18 protein-coding genes are annotated in these 21,307 nt (G+C 64.4%); 12 read left to right on the forward strand and 6 right to left on the reverse strand.

Annotated features, from left to right (window positions below):
• Positions 1-4: 4 nt before the first annotated feature.
• Positions 5-1,549 (forward strand): alkaline phosphatase family protein, encoded by a 1,545-nt coding sequence (locus C448_RS08145; RefSeq protein WP_004053733.1) that lies wholly within the window; start codon positions 5-7, stop codon positions 1,547-1,549.
• 223 nt (positions 1,550-1,772) lie between these two features.
• On the opposite strand, the gene C448_RS08150 is transcribed toward C448_RS08145, so the two are convergent.
• Both C448_RS08150 and C448_RS15535 read right to left on the reverse strand, forming a co-directional pair.
• The gene (locus C448_RS08150; RefSeq protein WP_004053734.1) at positions 1,773-2,999 is read right to left on the reverse strand and encodes an RNA-guided endonuclease InsQ/TnpB family protein; all 1,227 of its coding nucleotides are present in this window, start codon (positions 2,997-2,999) and stop codon (positions 1,773-1,775) included.
• 9 nt (positions 3,000-3,008) lie between these two features.
• Positions 3,009-3,161, reverse strand: coding sequence for a DUF2080 family transposase-associated protein (locus C448_RS15535; protein WP_004053736.1), 153 nt, complete (start codon positions 3,159-3,161; stop codon positions 3,009-3,011).
• 546 nt (positions 3,162-3,707) lie between these two features.
• On the opposite strand from C448_RS15535, the gene C448_RS08155 reads away from it, so the two are divergent.
• Both C448_RS08155 and C448_RS08160 read left to right on the forward strand, forming a co-directional pair.
• The gene (locus tag C448_RS08155; RefSeq protein WP_239640554.1) at positions 3,708-4,313 is read left to right on the forward strand and encodes a zinc ribbon domain-containing protein; all 606 of its coding nucleotides are present in this window, start codon (positions 3,708-3,710) and stop codon (positions 4,311-4,313) included.
• A 202-nt stretch (positions 4,314-4,515) separates the two neighbouring features.
• Positions 4,516-5,451 (forward strand): pre-peptidase, encoded by a 936-nt coding sequence (locus C448_RS08160; protein WP_239640555.1) that lies wholly within the window; start codon positions 4,516-4,518, stop codon positions 5,449-5,451.
• 94 nt (positions 5,452-5,545) lie between these two features.
• On the opposite strand, the gene C448_RS08165 is transcribed toward C448_RS08160, so the two are convergent.
• The gene (locus tag C448_RS08165; protein WP_004053741.1) at positions 5,546-7,015 is read right to left on the reverse strand and encodes an MDR family MFS transporter; all 1,470 of its coding nucleotides are present in this window, start codon (positions 7,013-7,015) and stop codon (positions 5,546-5,548) included.
• 182 nt (positions 7,016-7,197) lie between these two features.
• Here C448_RS08165 and C448_RS08170 point away from each other — a divergent pair, with 182 nt between their 5' ends.
• From C448_RS08170 to C448_RS08185, 4 genes are all read left to right on the forward strand, one after another.
• Complete coding sequence (locus C448_RS08170; protein ID WP_004053743.1) at positions 7,198-7,710, forward strand: macro domain-containing protein; 513 nt, start codon at positions 7,198-7,200, stop codon at positions 7,708-7,710.
• 158 nt (positions 7,711-7,868) lie between these two features.
• Positions 7,869-9,077, forward strand: a complete 1,209-nt coding sequence (locus tag C448_RS08175) for a TAXI family TRAP transporter solute-binding subunit (RefSeq protein WP_004053745.1) — start codon at positions 7,869-7,871, stop codon at positions 9,075-9,077.
• A gap of 63 nt (positions 9,078-9,140) precedes the next feature.
• On the forward strand, positions 9,141-9,647 hold the full coding sequence (locus C448_RS08180; RefSeq protein WP_004053747.1) for a DUF1850 domain-containing protein: 507 nt from the start codon (positions 9,141-9,143) through the stop codon (positions 9,645-9,647).
• A complete protein-coding gene (locus C448_RS08185) occupies positions 9,644-12,382 on the forward strand; it encodes a TRAP transporter permease (protein ID WP_004053750.1) in 2,739 nt (912 codons plus the stop codon). Before C448_RS08180 ends, C448_RS08185 begins: the two co-directional genes overlap by 4 nt.
• Here C448_RS08185 and C448_RS08190 read toward each other — a convergent pair.
• Positions 12,379-12,855, reverse strand: coding sequence for a hypothetical protein (locus C448_RS08190; protein ID WP_004053751.1), 477 nt, complete (start codon positions 12,853-12,855; stop codon positions 12,379-12,381). The two genes, C448_RS08185 and C448_RS08190, sit on opposite strands and share 4 nt — an antisense overlap.
• A 264-nt stretch (positions 12,856-13,119) precedes the next feature.
• Here C448_RS08190 and C448_RS08195 point away from each other — a divergent pair, with 264 nt between their 5' ends.
• From C448_RS08195 to C448_RS08210, 4 genes are all read left to right on the forward strand, one after another.
• Complete coding sequence (locus C448_RS08195; protein ID WP_004053753.1) at positions 13,120-15,030, forward strand: beta-CASP ribonuclease aCPSF1; 1,911 nt, start codon at positions 13,120-13,122, stop codon at positions 15,028-15,030.
• 142 nt (positions 15,031-15,172) lie between these two features.
• The gene (locus C448_RS08200; RefSeq protein WP_004053755.1) at positions 15,173-15,457 is read left to right on the forward strand and encodes a hypothetical protein; all 285 of its coding nucleotides are present in this window, start codon (positions 15,173-15,175) and stop codon (positions 15,455-15,457) included.
• Positions 15,458-15,631: 174 nt separating this feature from the next.
• The gene (locus C448_RS08205) at positions 15,632-16,534 is read left to right on the forward strand and encodes a DMT family transporter (protein WP_239640556.1); all 903 of its coding nucleotides are present in this window, start codon (positions 15,632-15,634) and stop codon (positions 16,532-16,534) included.
• 175 nt (positions 16,535-16,709) lie between these two features.
• Complete coding sequence (locus tag C448_RS08210) at positions 16,710-17,654, forward strand: BMP family protein (RefSeq protein WP_239640557.1); 945 nt, start codon at positions 16,710-16,712, stop codon at positions 17,652-17,654.
• 44 nt (positions 17,655-17,698) lie between these two features.
• Here C448_RS08210 and C448_RS08215 read toward each other — a convergent pair whose 3' ends face one another.
• On the reverse strand, positions 17,699-18,502 hold the full coding sequence (locus C448_RS08215; protein WP_004053763.1) for an endonuclease III domain-containing protein: 804 nt from the start codon (positions 18,500-18,502) through the stop codon (positions 17,699-17,701).
• Between the two features lie 30 nt (positions 18,503-18,532).
• Positions 18,533-18,946, reverse strand: coding sequence for a DUF371 domain-containing protein (locus C448_RS08220; protein ID WP_004053765.1), 414 nt, complete (start codon positions 18,944-18,946; stop codon positions 18,533-18,535).
• 523 nt (positions 18,947-19,469) lie between these two features.
• Here C448_RS08220 and C448_RS08225 point away from each other — a divergent pair.
• Positions 19,470-21,131 (forward strand): glycoside hydrolase family 2 protein, encoded by a 1,662-nt coding sequence (locus tag C448_RS08225; protein WP_004053767.1) that lies wholly within the window; start codon positions 19,470-19,472, stop codon positions 21,129-21,131.
• The last annotated feature ends 176 nt before the right edge of the window (positions 21,132-21,307 follow it).

Below are 21,307 nucleotides of genomic sequence, written 5' to 3' on the forward strand. Positions count from 1 at the left end.
TGGCATGACACGGACGTTCGTCGTCGGTCTCGACGGTGCGGGCTGGCGATTGCTCGAACCGTGGATCGAGGCCGGTGAGCTCCCGAATCTCGCTTCACTTCGGTCCGGCGGCGTGTGGGCCGAGAGCCGGAGCTGCCTCCCGCCCGTGACGTTCCCGAACTGGAAGTGTTATTCTTCCGGTAAGGATCCCGGCGGCTTCGGCGTGTTCTGGTTCGAAAACGTCGATCTCGCGAACGAACGCATCGAAACGACCGACAGCCGGGATTTCCACACTGCGGAGCTGTGGGACTATCTCAACGACGCCGGCCGTTCGACGGGCGTCGTCAATATGCCGACGATGTATCCGCCGCGTGAACTCGACGGTGTCGTCGTCTCCGGCGGACCGAGCACCGTCGAGGGGGAGTATCGCTCGATCAGCTCGGGCTACACGTACCCCGAGGGACTCGATCAGCAGCTCACCGAGGAGTTCGATTACCGAGTCCATCCCGAACCGCTCCTCTCCTCGAACGAGGAACGTGGTGCGGAAGTCGACGCCATTCTCTCGGTGCTCGAAAGCCGCTTCGAAGTCGCACTGCGGCTGTTCGAGGAGCAGGAGCTCGATTTCATGCACGTGACGCTGTTTTATCTCAACGTCCTGCATCACTTCTTCTGGGACGACGAGCCAACGCTGCGGGCGTGGAAACTCGTCGACGAGTGGCTTGGACGACTGAACGATCTCGACGACACCAACCTCGTCGTTCTCTCGGATCACGGGAGCGCGCCGACGACGACGGAGTTCTACATCAACGAGTGGCTTGCCGAGAACGACTACCAGTCCCGCGAACGGACCATCGAGGACGTCCTCCGAACGGTCGGTCTCGATCGGGAGAACGTTCTGCGTGTCGCAAAACGTGTTGGTGCCGTCGACGTCCTGAAACGAGCCGTTCCCGAACGGCTTCAACAGCTGGTCCCACAGCGAGCGGGTGTCAAGCGCGGACGGAAACTCGAAGCGATCGATCTCGATCGGACGAGCGCCGTCGCGAGTTCACAAGGCCCGGTCTATCTCAACCCCTCGTTCGAGACCGACGCACTCCGCGACGAACTCATCGGGACTCTCCGATCGGTATCGGACGAGGAGGGGGAACTGTTTACTGCAGTCCATCGCGGTGAGGACGTTTACTCCGGTCCATATCTCGACCAAGCACCGGAAATCGTCGTCGACCAGCGTCCAGGCGTCCACGTCAACGATGGAGTCGGCGGTGGCTCGATCCATACCGATCCCGACCGCTGGGCAGCGGAGAACACACCACACGGCATCTTCGTCGCCAATGGCCCCGATTTCGACACTCGCGGTGAGATCGACCGGATCAGTATCCTCGATATCGCACCGACGCTACTGGTCACGAACGGAACTGACGTTCCAGGGGACATGAACGGTGACGTGCTGCCGATCTTCACTGAGAACCCCTCGTGGGAATCACGCGATCCAATACAGCTGGACCGAAACGACACGAAGCAACACTCCGAACAGGTCTCGGACCGACTCAAGCAGCTTGGATATATGGAGTAATCCCACCAACGATCGGTTGATAGGTGTGTTCAGGGGAACGATCATCGCCGATCTTCGGACGAATGTCCCTTGCTTCTCCCGCTATCGGAGGACTGACCGAACAGGACCCAAGAGAGCCGGTCAACGAAACACATCGGTCGTTTCGGCGATGACACGAACGATCCGATTCGTCGTGCGCCGAGAGATCGTGACCGCGGCGGGCGTCTCGTGACATCCTCCCACCCTACCGCTCGCCTGACGGCTCGCGCTTGAGGGTGGGGCTTCCTGTTTCCGCGACGTGGTTTGCAGCGACCGGCTGAAAGGCGGTCGCCGTAGGGACCACAGTCTCCGCAGGCATTGATTCGGCATTGCCCATGCCTATTTTCGTGAGGCCGCGCTGAAGGACGTTCCACGCGGCGTTCTCGTCTCTGTCGGCGGTGAAGCCACACGCCGGACACGAGTGTTCGCGCACCCACAACGGCTTGTCCGTCTTCGCGCCACATCGGGCGCACTCTTTCGTGGTTCCGTGGGGCCGGACCTCTGCGAAGTATGTGCCTTCGCGTTCGCACTTGTACGCCAGCATCCGCCGGAACGTTCCCCACGCTGCCGATGCCCGGTTCCGACTGTTGCCGTCGAGTTCCATCAGTCCCTTCGCGTTGAGGTCTTCGACCGCCACGAGGTCGTACTCACGAGCGTAGTAGTTCGACAACTTGTGGAGGAAATCCCGGCGCTTTCGCTTGAGGTCGGCGTGACGGCGAGCGACCTTTCGCCGCTGTTTCTCCCAGTTGTTCGACCCGTGGTCGCGGCGCGAAAGGACACGTTGTTCGTGTTCCAGCCGCTCGCGTTCGTGCGAGAGGTCGAGCGACCCGACCGCCGTACCGTCCGTGTCGTGGGCGAACTTCAGGATGCCCATATCGATACCGACGATGTTCTCGGGTTTCTCTGGTTTTGCGGGTGGTTCGTTGGGTGTTTCGACCGACAGAACGGCGTACCACTTCCCAGTGGGTTCGCGTTTGACCGTGACGGTTTTCACGGTTGCGTCGGTCGGGAGGTCGCGGTGTGCGACCACGGGGATGCTGCCAATCTTCGAGAGGTACAGTTCGTCGCGGTCGCTCTTTTTGTCGAGCTTGAAACCGGACTGGCTGTACGTGAACGAGTGGTAGTATCCCGCACCCTTCCACCGAAGGTGGCCGACGCGGTGGCCGTTCTCTTTGAGGCCTTTCAGCGTTGAGAGGTTGTCGTACAGACGTTGGACGACCTTCTGAAGCACTTTGGAGTGGACCGATTTGAGGTCGGTCCACCATTCTTTGAGCTTCGGCAGGCGCTTTTGCTCTTTGTACGACGACGTGCTCTCGACCCGATTCAGTCGGTGGAGAAAGTGGTTGTAGACCTGTCGGCAGGTGTCCAGCGTCCACGCTAACTGCTCGCGTTGGTTGGACGTGGGATTGAGCCGGAACCTGTAGTTGAGCATCTGTATGGTCTACTCGTCAGAATCGGTGTCGAGTTCGGAGGTGCGGACGACCTTGACGGTCGCTCCTATCCACGACTTCGGGAGGTAGACGTGAGCGCCGTTGCCGGTGGGCTTCACGGTTTTCTCCACGACTTCGTGACCTTCTATCTCGTGCCGGTCCATCGCCTGTATCTACGTAGTAGATACAAATAAGACTATCGCTCGTGGTCCGGCCAGCCGACGCGCCGAAACCACGGACGGTCAGATGATGACGGCGTTGACGAGACGCGAAGCGTCTCGTTCGCGCACAAGAGCGAAGCTCTTGTCAACGCTGTATCCCCTCCCTACTCGCAGGCCTCTCCGCACCGCCCGGCGTGCTCCTTGAGGGAGGAGCCTTAGCGCCTGAATTTAGGTAAGCAACCGCGCACAAAGCAGACTCCATGTCCAGATCCGTTCTGGGGTACCGGTACGAAACTGCCAGAGACCGGCCGTTCGAAGCTGCAGAGTGACGGACTGCCAGCCCGAAAAGAACGTATCGTTGATCATCGGCAGATGCTGGGCCGAGGCCGATTCTGGCCTCCGAGTCCGAAACGGATCGATTCGATCGAAACAGTACCGTCTTATAGAGTGTAATCGTACCACGAGAGGAACGCTCTGAAGGCCCTTGATACGCACAACAGATAGGTCACACAACTCTCGTGGACGGACGGTGAACCGTGGATGGGTTCGATGAGCTCCGTCGACCCGCGCTGTCCGGAATGCGGCGAGCCCATCGGTATGACATCGGCCTTCTGTATGTACTGTTCGGCCGATCTGACCGATTACTCCGAGGACACGATCCTTGGCACTGACGAGCAGCGCGGCGACACGCAGCGATCGTCACCGTCGCACGCATCCACACCGGTCGAAAACACCACCACTGGTGAAAAACCACTACTCGATCCCGACGGAGCAGGGAGCACGTTCCTGACCGCCGTAGTGGGCCTCGTCGGTGGGTTCGTTGTTGGCGTCCTGCTGTTGCTCTTCGTCACCGGAATGCTGTCGGCCGCGCTCGGCGTTGCCACCGGCTTCCTCGTGTGGCTCGGCACGACGATCTACTTTGCCCGACGGCGGACCGTCCAGGAGGCCGTCTCGAAAGCCGCCTATGGGATCGCGCTTGCCCTCCTGCTGTATGCGCTGATCCCGTTCAGTTCGACGTGGGAAGCGAACAGTCTGAGCACTCGTCTGACCGACTTCGTCGGTTTGCTCGTCATCCTGGCCATCCCCGTCGCCATCGTCGCTGGTGTTGGACGCCTCGCCGGCCGTTACGTGCCGGCAGACGACACCCAATCGTAGCGACCACACCTATCTACACGACTCATCTACCGACGATTGCCGGCAAAAATCCTGCGAGCCTGGGACAGTTCGTCGATCACCGTTGCATATCCTTTCGAGAACACCAAGAACCGATCTGATGAGGGCGAGACTCGCGAAAACTGTACTGTGTGTATGATACACATACACAAGACTTATTGCAAACCCTTCTGACTGCTTACTAGTGACGCAATTCACTGCATCCCGTCACGAGGTGGGGAGGGCACAGGCTTCCGATCCATCGCCCGCCGTGGATACGACACGGCGTCGGTTCCTCGCGGCGGGAGCAGCGGGGATCGCCGGACTCGGCACGCTCGGCAGCGCAAGCGCGGCCCCCGACACGCACACGCTCACCGTCGACGGCTTCGGCCCGCCGACCACCTACTCGTTCACCGTCGGTGGCGACCTCGAAAAGAGCACGGCCGACGGCGCAACGATCGATCGTAGCGACCGGATCGTCGGTCGGAGCGCCCACGGAGCGGTCGGCGATGGGAAAGACGCCTACACGTTCACCGGGGAGCTCTCCTCGTTCGATTTCGATGGTTTGGGCGAGATCAACGTCCTGCTCGATGGCGAGCCAGCACACGTCGGGAACCGCCCCGATCACACGCTCGTCATCGAGGGGTTCGGCACGACCACTCCCTACTCGTTCGTCATCGGGAAGGGGACCGCCAGCCAGAGTGACGCCTGCGATGCAAGCGTCAACGACAGCGACCAGACCACCGACTTCGGCACTGGCGGTGCGGTCCGGTCCGGAACGGACGCATACGTCTACGACGGCTTCCTCCAGTCGTTCGACTTCGATCGACCCGGCGAGATCAACGTCACCATCGATGGGGAGGCCGCCCACGTCGGCCGGCGTCCCGATCGAACGCTGACGATCGCCGGCGATGGCGAGTACACTCCCTACGAGTTCTCGGTCAGCGGTTCGATCCGGGGAATAATCGAAATCGACGAGGAACGGGCCATCGTCGACAGCCCCACCGTCTCCGGTGCCGTGAGCGGCGACGGACGCGACACGTACACCTACGACGGCGACCTGACCGAGCTCACGTACCCCGACGACTGCTCGCCCGTGATACACAGCAATGACGAGGTCGTCACCAGCACCGACTACTGAGAACGATACCGATCGTCCTCGACTGCCCGAATGCTACGTTCGTACTCTTTTCTGTGGTTTCCAGGTGAATCGGTTGGATGGCTGCGACCACCGTTCAGTCCGTCGCGGGGTCGGCTCGTTCGGTACTCGCATTACTCTCACTCTCCCCGCGTGGCAGCTTGAAGACGACCACGAGCGCGACGAGCCCGATGACAGCCGAAACGACGAACGCCGACGAGAGCCCGCTTGCCAGCGCAGCGGCCGCCCCCGCCGGCGGCGTGTTCGTCTCGAAGAGCACGCGTTGGAGATCGCCGAGCGTCGACACGCCGGGGACGGCCGCGAGCTGTCCGCGTGCGAGCGTCGTGATCACGAACCCGAGCACGGACACGCCCATCGCGCCGCCGAGTTGGCGGAAGAACTGCTGGGAGGAGGTCGCGAGCCCCATCTGCTCGGCTCCGAGATGGTTCTGGATCACGGTGAGCAACGGCGGCGTCACCGTCCCCATGCCGACGCCCATGACGAACGCGACGGCGACGATCACGACGAGCGACGTTGCGGGCGTCCAGAACGCGCCTGCGGCGAAACTCACCGCGATACAGGCCGTGCCGACGATCGAGAGCCGACGCTCGCCGATGCGTTCGGTCATACGGCCCGCGAGTACGCTCATGCCCGACCAGCCGATCGAAATCGGCACGACCGCGATCGCCGAGCTGTTCGCACCGCCGTGAACACTCTGGACGAACAGCGGGATATACGTCAGCCCGGCGAAGACGACGAAGCTCGTGAGGAAGCCGGCCGTGATGGTGGCGAGGAAGGTCCGATCGCCGAACAGCGCCAGCGGAATGATCGGTTCGCTGGCCCGTCGTTCGGCGAAATAGAAGCCCCCAAGCGAGGCGAGGCCGATTACGACGGCGATGCCGGCGGCGAGCGGCCGGGTCGTGAGCAGTTCGAGGCCGATCAGGATCGTGCCGACGCCCACCGCGATGGCGAGTGCCCCTGCGTAGTCGATATCGCCCGTGGCCGTACCCGTCGATTCCTCAAGCGTCGTCGCGATGAACGCGACGGCGATGATTCCGACGGGGACGTTCACGTAGAAGACCCATCGCCAGCCGAGCGTCGAGACGATCGCGTAGCCGAGCGGCGGGCCGAGCACGCTCGCAACGCCCCAGACCGAACCGCCGAGCCCGATGGCCCAGCCACGGCGCTCGGGCGGGTAGATCACGCCGAGGATCGTGTAGGGAAGCGCGAGCATCGCCCCACCGCCGATACCCTGGATCGCACGGAAGGCGACGAGTTCGGCCATGCTGCCGGCCGCCCCCGAGAGCACGCTGCCGGCGACGAAGGCGGCGATGCCGACGTAGAAGAGTTTCTTCCGACCGTAGGCGTCGGCCAGCCGGCCGAACAGCGGCATCGTCACCGCGGTGAACAGCATATACGAGGTGAACACCCACGGGTAGAGTTCGAGCCCGCCGAGCGCGGCAACGACCGTCGGCATCGCGGTCGTCACGACGGTGCCGTCGATCGCGGCGAGGAAGATCCCGACCAGCACGCCGATAGTCACGAACCGCCGTTCTCGCTCCTCCACGGACTAGGCCTCCCGGGAGCTGTGGGGTCCATCCGATCGAACGCTGCGTGTTCCGTGCATGGGGATGCTACTCGATTTGCGCCCTTAAACTCGGGCCTAGCTTCTATCTCTCCGTTGACACCGACGTCGGCCCTTGAGCGGAAGGGGTAGAGATTTTACCCGTTGGCGATCAGACAGTGGATATGGAGTTCACCGTGATCCAGGGTGACATCGCCGCCCGGGAGGCCGATGCGCTCGTGAACGCCGCCGGCACGAGTCTGGAGATGGGATCGGGCGTCGCGGGCGCGCTCAGACGCGGTGCGGGCGGGGAGATCAACGAGGAGGCCGTCTCACAGGGGCCGATCGATCTCGGGACTGTGGCCGTCACCGACGCCTACGACCTCGACGCCGAGTGGGTGCTCCACGCCGCCGCGATGCCACATTACGGGGATGGACAAGCCACCGCCAAGAGCATCCGTGCGGCGACGCGAAACAGCCTCGCACGTGCCGACGATCTGGGCTGTGAGTCGCTCGTGCTGCCGGCACTGGGCTGTGGCGTCGCCGGATTCGATCTCGGGGAAGGTGTCCGACTCATCTGTGAGGAACTCGCAGCGTACGATCCGGTATCACTGACCGACGTGCGACTCATCGGCTACAGCGACAGCGAGGTCGAAACCATCCGCGAAGTGGCGACCGATGTTCGAGACGATGAATAAATGCAGGAGTTGTACAGTTCGACACGGATCTGACCGTCGCTGATGTGGGCATCGCCATCGCTTCGTAGCGTCGCTGGCGAAAAAATCGCGTCACGGCAGGACTATCATGGACGATCGTCTCCGGTAGATTAATGCCGGCGGAGCCGACTCGATAGTGTATGGCAAAAAATGACTCTAGTGGGGACCTGAAGGGAGACACGACGGGCTCCTCCCGACGGACGTTCCTGCGAACGGCCGGTGCGCTCGGCGTCGTCGGCGCGACCGGGCTCGCGGGCTGTGCCGGTGGCGGCGGTGGCAACGGCTCCGGCGGCAACGGGACGAGCGGCGGAAGCGGTGGTGGTAACGGTTCCGGGGGCAACGGCTCCGGCGGTGGTGGGGGCGGCTCCAACAACCTCGTCTGGGACGCCGGTGGCACCGGCGGGACCTACTACCCGCTCTCGAACGAGATCAAACAGGTCGTCCAGTCGAACACCGACTTCAGCCTGCAGGTACGTTCGACGGGTGCCTCCGTCGAGAACGTCGGCAGCCTCGCCGACGGGTCGGCCGACTTCGCGCTGATCCAAAACGACATCGCCTCGTTCGCGAAAAACGGCACGGGTATCGATGCCTTCCAGGACAACGCGATCAAGAACCTGCGCGGCGTCGCCACGCTCTACCCGGAGACGATCACCGTCGTCACGCCCGGCAGCAGCGACGTCGAAAAGATCTCCGACTTGAGCGGCAAGACGATCAACACCGGCGATCTCGGCAGCGGGACGCAGGTCGACGCGAAGACGATCCTCGAAGCAGTTGGTGTGTCCGATTTCACCGAGCAGAACACCGACTTCTCGCAGGCCGCCGAACAGATCCAGAACGGCGACATCGACGCCTCGTTCGTCGTCGGCGGCTGGCCGGTCGGCGCGATCTCGGAGCTCGCCGAGACGAGTTCGATCGGCATCGTCGCCATCGACGGCGACGAGCGCAAGCAGGTCAAACAGGCCGCGGACTTCTTCGCCAACGACGAGATCCCCGGCGGCACCTACCAGGGTGTCAGCGACGCCAAACCCACCGTCGCCGTCCAGGCGATGATCGCCACGACGACGCAGGTGCCCGAGGAGACGGTCCAGAACGTGACGGCCGCGATCTTCGACAACGTCTCCGATCTCACGATCAAGACGGACTCCATCAGCGCCGACTCCGCTCAGGACGGGATGTCGATCGATCTCCACCCCGGCGCGGCGGCGTACTTCGACTCGGCGGGCGGTGGCTCCGGCAACGCGAGCGGTGGGACGACGATGGGTGGCGGCACGACGATGGATGGCGGTACCGACGACGGGATGGGAACCGAGGCCGGAACCGCGATGGACAACGACACCACCTCGTCCTAACGCGGTGGCCGACCACGCGTTTCGAACCGTCCGTCGAACACCGACGACCGAACAGCATTACCGATGACCGACCGACAGCGACGGACCGTTCGTCTGTTACTCGTGGTGGCAGCCATCGGGCTGGCGGTCACCGCCGTCGCCGCGGCGACGCCGGCCGGCCGCGCACTCGTCGTCGAGGACGCAAACAGCGGCGAGCAGCTGCTCACCACACCCGTCTCGAACGGGACGCCGGTCGTCCTCAGCTACAATCACAGCGTCGAGAAGACGCCCGTCCACGACATCTACGTGGTGGACAACGACTCACTCGTGATGACGGGCATGGAGTTCCAGTCCTATGGCTGGGGGCTGCCGGCGCGCGCGAACGTCACCCGCGAGAACGGTTCGTTCACCTTCGATCCGCAGGGACGCTACGAGGAACTGTACGTGAAGCCGGGTCGGACCGCCGACCACCGGCTTCGGGTGGGCAACAACAGCTATGATCTCGTTGCACGGTCGGATGCCGAGGGCGTCCGTCTCCACCTCACCGAACGATCGGTCCTGCAGAACACACTCGACACTCTTGATTCATGAGCACTGATACAGCAACCGACGAGACAGGCGTCACAGGTGACGCTGCCGAAGACGCCGACGAACTGATCGACGAACTCGAACGCCGGCGTTCGCTGCGCGGGCTGGCGGGGATGGCCGTCATCGTCATCGCGGTCGCGTTCTCGGCGTTCCAGCTCTGGCTCGCCGCCCGCGGGTTCACGTTCTCGTTCTCGCTCCCGCTGTACGGCGAGATCAGCCTCGGCTCGCTCCAGTCGCTGCAGGTCAACAGCATCCACGTCACGTTCGGGCTGTTGCTCACCTTCCTGCTCTTTCCGGCGACGCAGGGCGATGGCTTTCTCTCGCGGCGACTGGCACGGATCGTCCCGGCGCTCGAAACCCGGCTGGGCGAGACGAACCCGGTTACCCGCGGTGCGCGCGGCGTTCGTGGCGTGATTCGCTGGCTCCTGCTCGATCCCGAGCGCGAACGCGTCACGCCCGTCGATATTCTCTTGATGATCGTTTCGATCCTCAGCACGCTCTACATCCTGCTCGATTTCGACGAGGTCCAGCTGCTCCGCTCGCTCGGGCTCGATTCCGGACAGACGATCGCCGAACTGATGCCGGTGCTGTCGGCACCCGTCGACGCGCTCTCCGCGATCGGAATCCCGCTCGACGAGACCTCGGCCGCGTTCGTCCTCGGGGCGCTCGGCGTGTTGCTCGTGCTCGAAGCGACCCGGCGGACGCTCGGCTTCTACCTCATGTCGATCGTCACCCTGTTCATCGTCTACGCGCGCTTTGGTTACCTGATCCCGGGTGACGCACCGATCGTCGGCGTGCTCGGACAGATCCCGCCGAGTCCGTGGTCGACCGTCATCCAGAACCTCTGGTACAACACCGCCAACGGCGTCTTCGGCGTGCCGGTTCGGGTGAGCGTCCAGTTCATCTACATCTTCATCCTCTTCGGGGCCTTCCTCGAAATGAGCGGCGCGGGCAAGTGGTTCATCGACCTCGCTTACTCGGTCACGGGGCGACGCAAGGGCGGGCCGGCGAAGGCGTCGATCCTCGCCTCGGGGTTCATGGGGATGATCTCTGGCTCCTCGATCGCGAACACCGTCACCACCGGTGCGTTCACGATCCCGCTGATGAAGAAGACGGGCTATCGCGCCGAGTTCTCCGGTGCGGTCGAAGCCTCCGCGTCGTCGGGCGGGCAGATCCTCCCGCCCGTGATGGGTGCGGCGGCGTTCCTCATCGTCGAGTACACCCAGACACCGTTCGCGAACGTCATCGTCGCGGCGGCGATCCCCGCGATCGTCTTCTTCTTCGGCGTCTGGGTGATGGTCCATCTCGAAGCCTCGCGAGCGGGGATCGGTGGCGTCGATGCGTCCGATCTCGTCGGGCTGCGTTCGCATCTGCGACAGGGCTGGTTCTATCTCGTGCCGCTCGTCCTCCTGCTGTACTACCTCCTCGTCGCACGGCTGACGGTCGCACGCTCGGCATGGTATACGATTCTGGCGATCACCGCGCTCATCGCGCTCGTCGCGGCCTACAACGAGCGTACGCGCTGGCCGCTGGTCGGCGTCATCGGCGGGCTCGCGATCGCGGAGTTCCTCGCTCATCTCGTTGCCGGTGTCGGTGTCATCGCCGCGCTCACCGGCGCGGGTGGTGCGGGGATGGCTCCCGGCGCGGCCGCGTCGGCCGTCGCTGGCAAGATGGGCTGGCTCGTCATCGCCGTGAGTTTCCTCACGCTGCTCGCGCGTTCACACGGCGACGCGCCGCTGATCGACTACGACGACCAGGTCGACGATGCCATCGACACCGTGACGAGCTCGGTTGGACGCCCACAGTTCGGCACCAACCGGGCGGTCGGGTTCCTCACGTTCCTCGAAAAGGCGATGGAAGCCGGTGCGCGCACCGCCACGCCCGTGGTGATCGCCGTCGCCGCCGCCGGCATCATCCCCGGCGTGATCAGTACCACGGGGCTGGGGCCGAACCTGACGACGCTGATCCTCAGCGTTGCGGGCGACTCGCTCGTCCTCCTGCTGGTGATCACTGCGATCTCCTCGATCATCCTCGGGATGGGGATGCCGACGACCGTCACCTACATCATTCTCGTCTCGCTGCTCGGCCCGGCCATCTCCAATTTCGAGGTGCCGTTGCTGGCCGCCCACCTGTTCATCCTCTATTTCGGCGTGATCGCCGATATCACGCCACCGGTGGCAGTCGCAGCGTATGCGGCCTCCGGCGTGGCGAAGTCCGACCCGTTCCAGACGGGCATCGAGGCGTTCTCGCTGTCGCTCAACAAGGCGATCGTCCCGTTCGCGTTCGTGCTGGTTCCGGGCGTCGTGTTGCTACGGCGGATCCCGGGCGTGCCGGCCGACGCCGATCAGGTCTACCGCGTCATCGGGGTCAGTGACGTCCTCGACGTCGGCTACTTCGTCCCCGAGGTGCTGATCCCGATCGTGGGCGTGTTCCTCGGCGTGGTCGCGCTCGGGGCGACGGTCATCGGTTTCCTCTACAGCGAGGTGTCGTGGGCCGAGCGGGCTGCGTTCGCGCTCACGGCGCTCCTGTTGATGGCACCCGGACTGCTGTTCAACAGCGCCGAGAGCATTCTCGCGGCGCTCGGCATGGCCGTCTCGTTCGACGCACTCACCTTCGATCTCGCGTTGCGCGCCATCGGCGGCGTGCTGTTCGCCGCGCTCGCGCTCACCAATCGCCGTCAGATGGAGCCGGAGGCCGAGCGCGCGGAGCAAGGCGACGACACGGCGGCCGAGGCCTAATCGACCGCGAACGGGCTCTCACTCCGTTTCCACTCCCAACCGGGGAGTCGCGTCTGAAACCCCGCCGCAAGCGCCGCGAGCGCGTCGTCGGCACCCGCCGGCCCCTCGATGTGAGTGTGGATATCCGCGTAGTGGAAGGTCGCCTCGCCGAGCAGTCTGAGCGGTTGCTGACCGGCGATCGTGCCGGCGAGTTCGCGGCCGAGCAGTTCGTCGACGACGAACCCCGGGTAGTCGCCCTCGACGTCGAGATCCTCGAGCAGCGCGAGCAGCGCGGCGACGTTGACCGCGCGATCGCCATCGGCGAAGACGGTGTCCACTTCGTCGCGGTAGGTCTCGACGGTGACGCTCGCGACGTCGGTGTCGAAGGCGTCACCGAGGTCGGCGCGCACGTCGTTGATGAGTGCGACGACCGTTGGGGCGCGGTCGGCGGTGCGCTCGTGGGCGGCGGCCACGGTGTCGGCGGTGACTCGCATGTGTGGGCAAAGGGGCGAGGGGATGTCACGGTTTTGCGAAAGGTTTTATAATCGTCGTCCTATACCTCCGAGTACACGCGGGTTTTCCGGACTCTCAGCACCGAACGCGGGGTCCGAACCCGAACCCGCCCGCTGGGTCGAAGACCTCCAGAGCGTACCGCATAGGCTACGCGTCGTGTTCGCGACGGCGAGCGACGAGATCCGATCGCCGGTGGCGATCGGGGGTGACCCGGACGGGTGAAATCTCATGGACTGAGTTCCAGTATGAGCACGGTAGACAAGCAACTCGACGAGATAACGTCGACGATAACGGACGAACTGCCAAACGACATCTCGGTTTCGGACGTCACCTACGAAGGGCCGGAGCTGGTCATCTACACGCGTGACCCGAAGAAGTTCGCGCGCAACGGCGACCTGATCCGGACCCTCGCGGGCAAGCTCAGAAAGCGCATCACGGTGCGCCCCGAACCCGACGCACTCACGCCGCCCGAGAGCGCCCGCGAGACGGTACGGTCGGTGATCCCCGACGATGCCGACGTCTCGAACGTCGACTTCCACGAGGACACCGGCGAAGTCGTCATCGAGGCCGCGAAGCCGGGCATGGTGATCGGCCGCCACGGCTCGACTCTCCGGGAGATCACTCAGGAGGTCGGCTGGACGCCAGAAGTCGTCAGAACGCCGCCGATCGAGTCCTCGACGGTCTCCAATGTCAGAAACTTCCTCAAACAGGAGCGCGAGGAGCGCCGCGATATCCTCGAACGGGTCGGCCGACAGATCCACCGCGAGGAGATGTCCGACGGCGAGTGGGTGCGCATCACGACGCTCGGCTGCTGTCGCGAAGTGGGGCGAGCGAGCTTCATCCTCTCGACACCGGAAACCAGAATTCTCATCGACTGTGGCGACAAGCCCGGCTCCGACGACGCGCCCTATCTCCAGGTGCCCGAGGCGAACCCACTCAACTCGATCGACGCCGTCGTCCTGACACACGCCCACCTCGATCACTCGGCGCTGATCCCGCTGCTGTTCAAATACGGCTATGACGGCCCGATCTACACGACCGAGCCGACGCGCGATCTGATGGGGCTGCTCCAGCTGGACTATCTCGACGTCGCGGCCAAGGAAGGCCGGAGCCCGCCCTACGACAGCGCGATGGTGCGCGAGGCGGTCAAACACACGATCCCCATCGAGTACGGCGACGTGACCGACATCGCGCCCGACGTCAAACTGACGATGCACAACGCGGGCCACATCCTCGGGAGCGCGGTCTCGCACTTCCACATCGGCGAGGGCCACTACAACGTCGCCTTCTCCGGCGACATCCACTACGACGACACCCGGCTGTTCAACGGTGCGGTCAACGACTTCCCGCGCGTCGAGACGCTCGTGATGGAGTCGACCTACGGCGGGCGCAACGACTACAAGACCGATCAGGCGGACTCCGAGGAACGGCTCGTCGAGATCATCAACGAGACCGCTGACCGCGGCGGCAAGGTCCTGGTCCCCTCCTTCGCGGTCGGGCGCTCACAGGAGATCATGCTCGTGCTCGAAGAGGCGATGCGCAACGGGAAGATCCCGGAGATGCCGGTCCATCTCGACGGGATGATCTGGGAAGCGACGGCGATCCACTCGACCTACCCCGAATATCTCCGCGACGACCTCCGCGATCGCATCTTCCACGACGACGAGAACCCCTTCCTCGCGCCGCAGTTCAACCACATCGACGAGGGTGAGGACGAACGCGAGGAGGTCGCCGCCGGCGATCCCGCGATCATCCTCTCGACGTCAGGGATGGTCACCGGTGGCCCGATCATGTCCTGGCTCGAGCATTTGGGGGCCGATCCCGACAGCACGATGACCTTCGTCGGCTATCAGGCACAGGGCACGCTCGGGCGGCGCATCCAGAACGGTTGGGACGAGATCCCGATGAACGGTGGGCGCGGACGCTCGGGCACGCTGAACCTCGAACTCGAAGTCGAGACCGTCGACGGGTTCTCGGGTCACGCCGACCGACAGGGACTGGAAAACTTCGTGAAGACGATGAACCCCCGCCCCGAGAAGGTGCTCTGCGTTCACGGCGACGAACAGAGCGTCCAGGACTTCTCCTCGGCGCTCTATCACAACTACAACATGCGGACGTTCGCGCCGAAGAACCTCGAAACGTTCCGGTTCAAGTAGCGAGCATAGCGACCCCTGCACGGGGCGGTGTGCTGACTGTTCTAACTGTCGTTTGGCGCGACACAGCGTTCCTTCCAGACTCGATTCCGTCGGCGAAACGACTAACACGGAGCGACAGCGTATCTTCACATGGGTGTCGAGAGTGTACACACCACACGGATCGGCTGGCAACGGCCGGCCGACCGTCTCCGACAGTGACGGGGCAAAACGTATCGGATCGTTCGAGCATCATCTCTGTGGCGCTGGCGGCTTGCTGTTGGCCATCATGCTCACGGTACTGTTCTATCCGCTGTTGGTCTCGCTCGCACTCGGACTCGAGATGCTTGCCACGACGGCGCTCGTTTCGGTAGTCGTTCTCGTCTGGTGTATCGCGTGGATCGGTCTCGAACTGCTCTGGGAGTGGCAGGCGGGGCGAAATTCCACATAACTGCTGCTCGATTCTGTTGCTCGCGTGCCACGAACGAGGCAGCGAATCGCCTTGCACGCGAGTGAACGCGTTCCGGTGGAATGCGCCGCTCGCTGCGTCACGACCGCGGATTAACATTATTATCGATCGTAGATCGATCACAAAAGCTATCCAGAGACCGATACAGTCTCTGCCATGGATACTGTTGTTGTGGGGCTTGCTCTTCTGACTGCGACGAGTTGGGGCATCTCGGATCCGCTCTCGAAAGCAGGCATGGAGCGGGGTGGAACGCCACTGTTGGCATCGATCGTCGTCGTCTCGGTGAGCGTGATCGGCTACTGGCTCTCGCTCGTCCTCAGAGGGTTCGATCTCTTCGCGCTGCCGTTCTGGGTGGTGGGTGCGTTTTTCGGGATCGGGCTCGTCTCGACCGGGCTCGCGCGCCTGCTGAACTACGTCGGCGTCGAGCGCGCCGGGGCCAGCGTCAACAGCGCGACGGTCAACACGCGTCCGCTGTGGGCGACGATCCTCGCGATCGTCTTTCTCGGCGAATCGATCACGGCCCAAGGAATAGTGGGCATTCTCTGTGTCGTGAGCGGGCTGGGGCTCGTCGCGTTCTCGGGTGGGGGTGACATCACCGGCTGGAACAAACGTGATCTGCTCTTCCCGCTCGGGGCGGCACTCACGTTCGCGTTCGGGAACGTCGCCCGCCGATTTCTGTTCACCAACACGGGCGCGACACCGCTCGATGCGGTCGCGCTCAACGAACTCGCCGGGCTCGTCGGACTGCTATCCTTTATCCTCTACTCGCAACGCGGGCAGCTGCGCTCGTTTTTCCAGGTTCCGCGGCAAGCGTACGCGTATTTCGTCGGCTGTGGCGTCTTCAGCGCACTCGCGCTGTTCGGGCTGTTCGCTGCCCTGGAACGGGGCCAGGTGACCGTCGTCGACCCGCTTTCGAGTCCGACCTCCCTGTTCGCGATCCTCGTGACGGCCCTGTTCTTCCGCCAGGTCGAATCGATCACGCGACGGCTGCTCGTCGGTGCAGTTCTGGTGATCTCCGGTGTCGTACTCATCACCGGACCACAGTTTCTGACGCTGTGATCCGAGCGAATACGCGGCGTAGCGATCGAGTCCGATAAACGACAGTTTCATGCGACGCGATCGTGAGTCGTTCGACGATGGATCACAGCAGATCACGCGCGGAGCGATGCCCGATACAGGCCGTCGACTCACAGTCACGATGGCTCACCCGCCTCGATGTCGGAGCAACGAGACGATGACCACCACTTCGACCCGGCTGACGGTTGCGATGGTTCTCCCGGGGAACGTGGACGACGACGGGTTCGTTCAGGCGGGCGACGAGGCACTCTCCACCATCGAGGACGAACTCGCTGTCGAGACCCGCTCCGTCGATGGCGTGGCGTCGGAGACGGAATCGCTGTCGGCAGCCATCAGCGATCTCGCGGCCGACGAGCCCGATCTGCTTATCGTCCACGGCGGGCAGGGCTCTGCGGCCGCGGCCGACGTGGCCCCGGAGTATCCGGACGTTGCGTTCGCGGTGACACAGGGTTCGGTCACCGGCCCGAATCTCGCGAGCTACGTGGTCCTTCAGGAGCAGTCGGTCTTTCTCGCCGGGGCCGCCGCCGGCCTGCTCACCGAGAGCGACGTCGTGGGCCATATCTCCGGAATTCGCGTCCCGCCCGGTCTCAAGGGACGGGCCGCCTACGCCGCCGGCGTCGCACACACCAACCCGGACGCGACGCTGCTCACCACCTTCGCCGGCGATCAGGACGACGCGGATCTCGCTCGACGCGTCGCCGAAGCCCAGACCGAACAGGGTGCGGACCTGATCTTCACCATGCTCAATGCGGGCCGTTCGGGCGCGATCACGGCCGCCGACGAGCACGGGATCGAGCTGTTCGGCAACGTCGGCACCTGGTATCCCGAGCATCCCGAAACCTTCGCCGGATCGGCGGTCGCGGACGTCGGTATCGGCGCGATCGAGGCCGCCAGAGATCTCGAAAACGGCGACTGGCAGGCTGGACAGGTTGTCAAGATCGGACTGGAGGAGCCGGAGGCCGCCCGACTGTCGCTCGCACCGGACGTGCCGGACGACGTTCGCGAGCGCGTCGATTCGCTAGCCGAGCGCATCGTCGCGGGCGAGCTCGCGGTCGAGACCGACTACGACGGTCCGGAGTTCGATCCGCTCGATGCGGAGTGAGCGACCGGGACGAAAATCAGTGAGCGCGGTCGGTACCGTCGACCTCAGTCCGCTTCGGCCGGATCGACGACCTCGTCGGTTGCGGGATAGACGCCCACCTGTTCACAGAGATCGCCCATCGGGCAGGCGTCGGGATCGTCGAGACAGGCGGGGCTGCGTGCGGTGCAATATTCGCGACCGAACTGGATCGTCGCCGTGTGGCCGAACCCACATTTCTCGGCAGGAACCTGCGCTTCGAGCACCTCCCGGACTTTTTCGTGATCGGCATCGGCCGGGGCGATCCCGAGTCGGCGATAGATCCGGTGGACGTGTGTATCGACCGGGAAGACGCCCGCGCGCCCGCCGGAAAACAGGAGCACGCAGTCGGCGGTTTTCGGTCCGACACCCGAGAAGTCGAGCAGCGTCTCGCGCACCGTCGCGGGTTCCTCGTCGGTGACGAACTCGTCGAACGCTGCGGCGCTGCCGTACTCGTCGACGACGCGCTCGGCGATGGCGATCATCGTCTCGGATTTCTGGTTGTAGAGCCCTGCCGGTTCGATCGTCTCGGCAAGCGTCGACTGCTCGGCATCGGCGAGTGCCTTCGCGAGATCGGCTCTCTCGCCGTAGCGCTCCATCAGCGCGTCGTGGGCGGGCTGGCTCGCCTTGTCGCTCGTGTTCTGACTCAGGATCGTGCGCACGAGACACTCGAAGGCGTCCTGGCCGCCGTACGTCTTCTGCCAGTAGAGCTCACCGAGCCGATCGACGACCGCCTCGGCACGGGTTTCGGCGTCGTGCTCGTCGAATGCCGCGGCGAGACCGCCGCCATCGGACCCGCCGCTGATGTTCTCCGTCGGTTCGTCCTCGCTCATGTCTTCCCCTCGTGGGCCGGCCACAAAACGCTATTCGACGCGGAACACAGCCGTGATCTCAGCTCCCTCGGCGAGCGCGTCGACGAAAGCTCGGTCGAGATCGGCGGCCGCTTTGTCCGCCCCGACCATCACGGTTCGATCGTCGACGTAGTCGCTCGTCCGGCAGACGAAGCTTCGGTCGTTCGTGCATTCGAGCGCCGGATGACCGCGACCGGTGACGGTTTCGGTGTGATCGCCGGCGTCGAGCGTCAGCGTGATCGTCGCCTCGCTGTCGCGGCAGGCTTCGACGAACGCGCGGTCGAAATCAGCGGGCGTGCGGTCGGCCTCGATGCCGAGAATGCAGTCACCCGCCGGCGTCAGATAGTCGTCTCGCGTCAGTTCGAGCGTGCTCGCGTGGCGCGCGGTGACGTTCTCGTGGCCGTGCGCACGGACGCGTTCTTCCATAGCATCCATCGCCGGAATCGACAGTTATAGCTTCGTATTCAACAGGCGCTAATACCACGACCGTTAGGTCGTGGATACCGCGCCGTAAGATTACTTCGGCAACCGGCGAAATCGGAAGATTTAGGCGGTTTACCGTCCAATGTACTACTATCGGAGGCGGTCCATCCGCCACCCAATGAGACAGTATCCGACAACCCGCAACGCTCAGCGAACGACCTTCGCCGGAGGTTGTGGGCCGGTGCGGAAAGGTACCTCCAAGTCGAGTCGGGATGAATGACGACCGCCCGGACGCGCCGCCGAAAGGCGGCACGTCCGTGTATGGCGTCCCGAACGATAGGAGTAACCGGGGGCTTGGCACTCCCAGCGGTCAACGTGGCCGCGAACCTGAAACTCCCAACCCAGCGCGTTGCGGTGCGGGCGTGGGATTCCCCGGCCTTCAGGCCGGTGGAGGATGTCAAAGCTTCGCGTTTCGGGCGCTGACCCACGACACAAGGGCTATGGCTGCGGCGAACGCCCAACTGCTATGAATCTGCACGAGTGGACGGCCGCTGCGGTCGAGCCCGGCGACGGCCCGCCCGAGGCCGACGAGTGGCACGCCGTCGATCCGGCGGCCCCCGATGCGTTCGCCGGCGAGCACGCCGTCGCCTACCGAACGGAGTTCGCCGATCCGCGCGAGGGCGACGAGCGGGCGTTGCTCACCCTCCGCGGACTCTACGCCCACGCTCGTGTCTGGCTGAACGGCGAGTTCGTCGGCCGCCACGACACCTATTTCACGCCGTTCCGGACGGTGTTCGACCCCGAAGCGGAAAACGAGCTGCTCGTCGAGTGTCGCGCGCCCGAGGACCGTTTTGGCGGCGTCTTCGAGACGGCACTCGTCTCCGAACGCGAACGTGTGCCCGGGATACGCTGGGGTGCCAGCGTCGAGGGCGTGCCAGCGGCCGTCATCACCGATCTCACGGTTCGCACCGCCGAAACAGACGAAGAAGTGGGCGTCAACGCCATCGTCACGATCGATGCGGGCAGCGATCTCGACGGTCGCGTGCGACTCTCGCTGCAGCCCGAGGGGGCTGACGGCGCGAGCGCGCTGACACAGGTCGGCGTCCAGGCGAGCGCGGGCGAGCGCGTCGTCGTCCAGGGACAGCTGTCGGTGCGCGATCCCGACCGGTGGTGGCCTCGCGGCACCGGCCCACAGAACCGCTACACCGTCCGGGCACAGCTCGGTGGGCACGATCGGACGGCGACGACCGGCTTTCGAACCATCGAATACGGTCCGGAGGGGTTGTCGATCAACGGGACGCACGTTCCGGTGCGCGGGCTCGTCTCGCTGCCCGACGAGAGCGCGACCGACGTCATCGACCGCGCGATCGCGGCGAACGCGACGCTTGTCCGCCCGTACAGTCACGTCCCGCCGGAATCGTTCTATGAGGCCGCCGACGCGGCCGGCGTGCTCGTCTGCCAGGACGTGCCGATGAGTGCGGGTGCGCTCGACGCCGAGCGCGCGCGGCTGGTCGCGCGTACGCTCGCCGGTGCGGTCGGCCATCGACCGAGCCTCGCCGTCTTCGGCGTTCGCGACGACGCTCACGGGTTCGACGTCACGACCGAGGAAGAAGACCGGCGCGTGCTCCGCTCGACGGGCAACGGTGACGGCGGTGCGGCGACGGCGACGGCAGCCAAAACGTCGCTGCCCGACGACGCGATCGTGCTCTCGATGCCGGGTCTCGATATCGGGACCGATGCCGACGACGGAATCAAAGAATCGTGGGTGCTCGACGGCTACGCAAGTGACGGGACCCGAACGCGCTATGTAGTACCAGGAGCCGATGGCGGGGCGACGCGGGCACGACGAGCGATCGAGGCGCTTCGGCTGTCGGCGAAACCGTTCGTGACGGCCTTCGATCCGTCGGGGGAGGGCACCGATGCCGTCGAGGCCGCTTTCGAGCCACTTGCGGCAATGCTCGACGACACGGCGGCGGAGCCACGGGCTGTCGTCGTCAACGACACACCCGAAACGATCTCCGGCGAGGTCGACTGGCGGGCCGGAAGCGAGAGCGGGAGCCTGCCGGTCACCGTCGGTCCGTTCTCGCAGGCGGTGGCTGGCGAACTCGACGCATCGATCGACAGCGAGCAGATCGCGTTGACGCTCGTGACCGACGATCGACGGGTGGAAAACGGGGGCGAGCGATGAACGGGTTGAGAGAGAACGACCCACACGATCACAACGCTTAAACCGTTTCTGGCAGTATTGGTACATGCCAGAACGCTGCCGGCGTCACAGTGGTATCGCACAGAGAATGATACGGACCACTCCTCAGAGACGACGAGCGCCCGTGAGTGGCAACCGTACGCTGGCGCGGCTGGGAT

The organism is Halococcus morrhuae DSM 1307 (assembly GCF_000336695.1).
Classification (GTDB): Archaea; Halobacteriota; Halobacteria; order Halobacteriales; family Halococcaceae; genus Halococcus; species Halococcus morrhuae.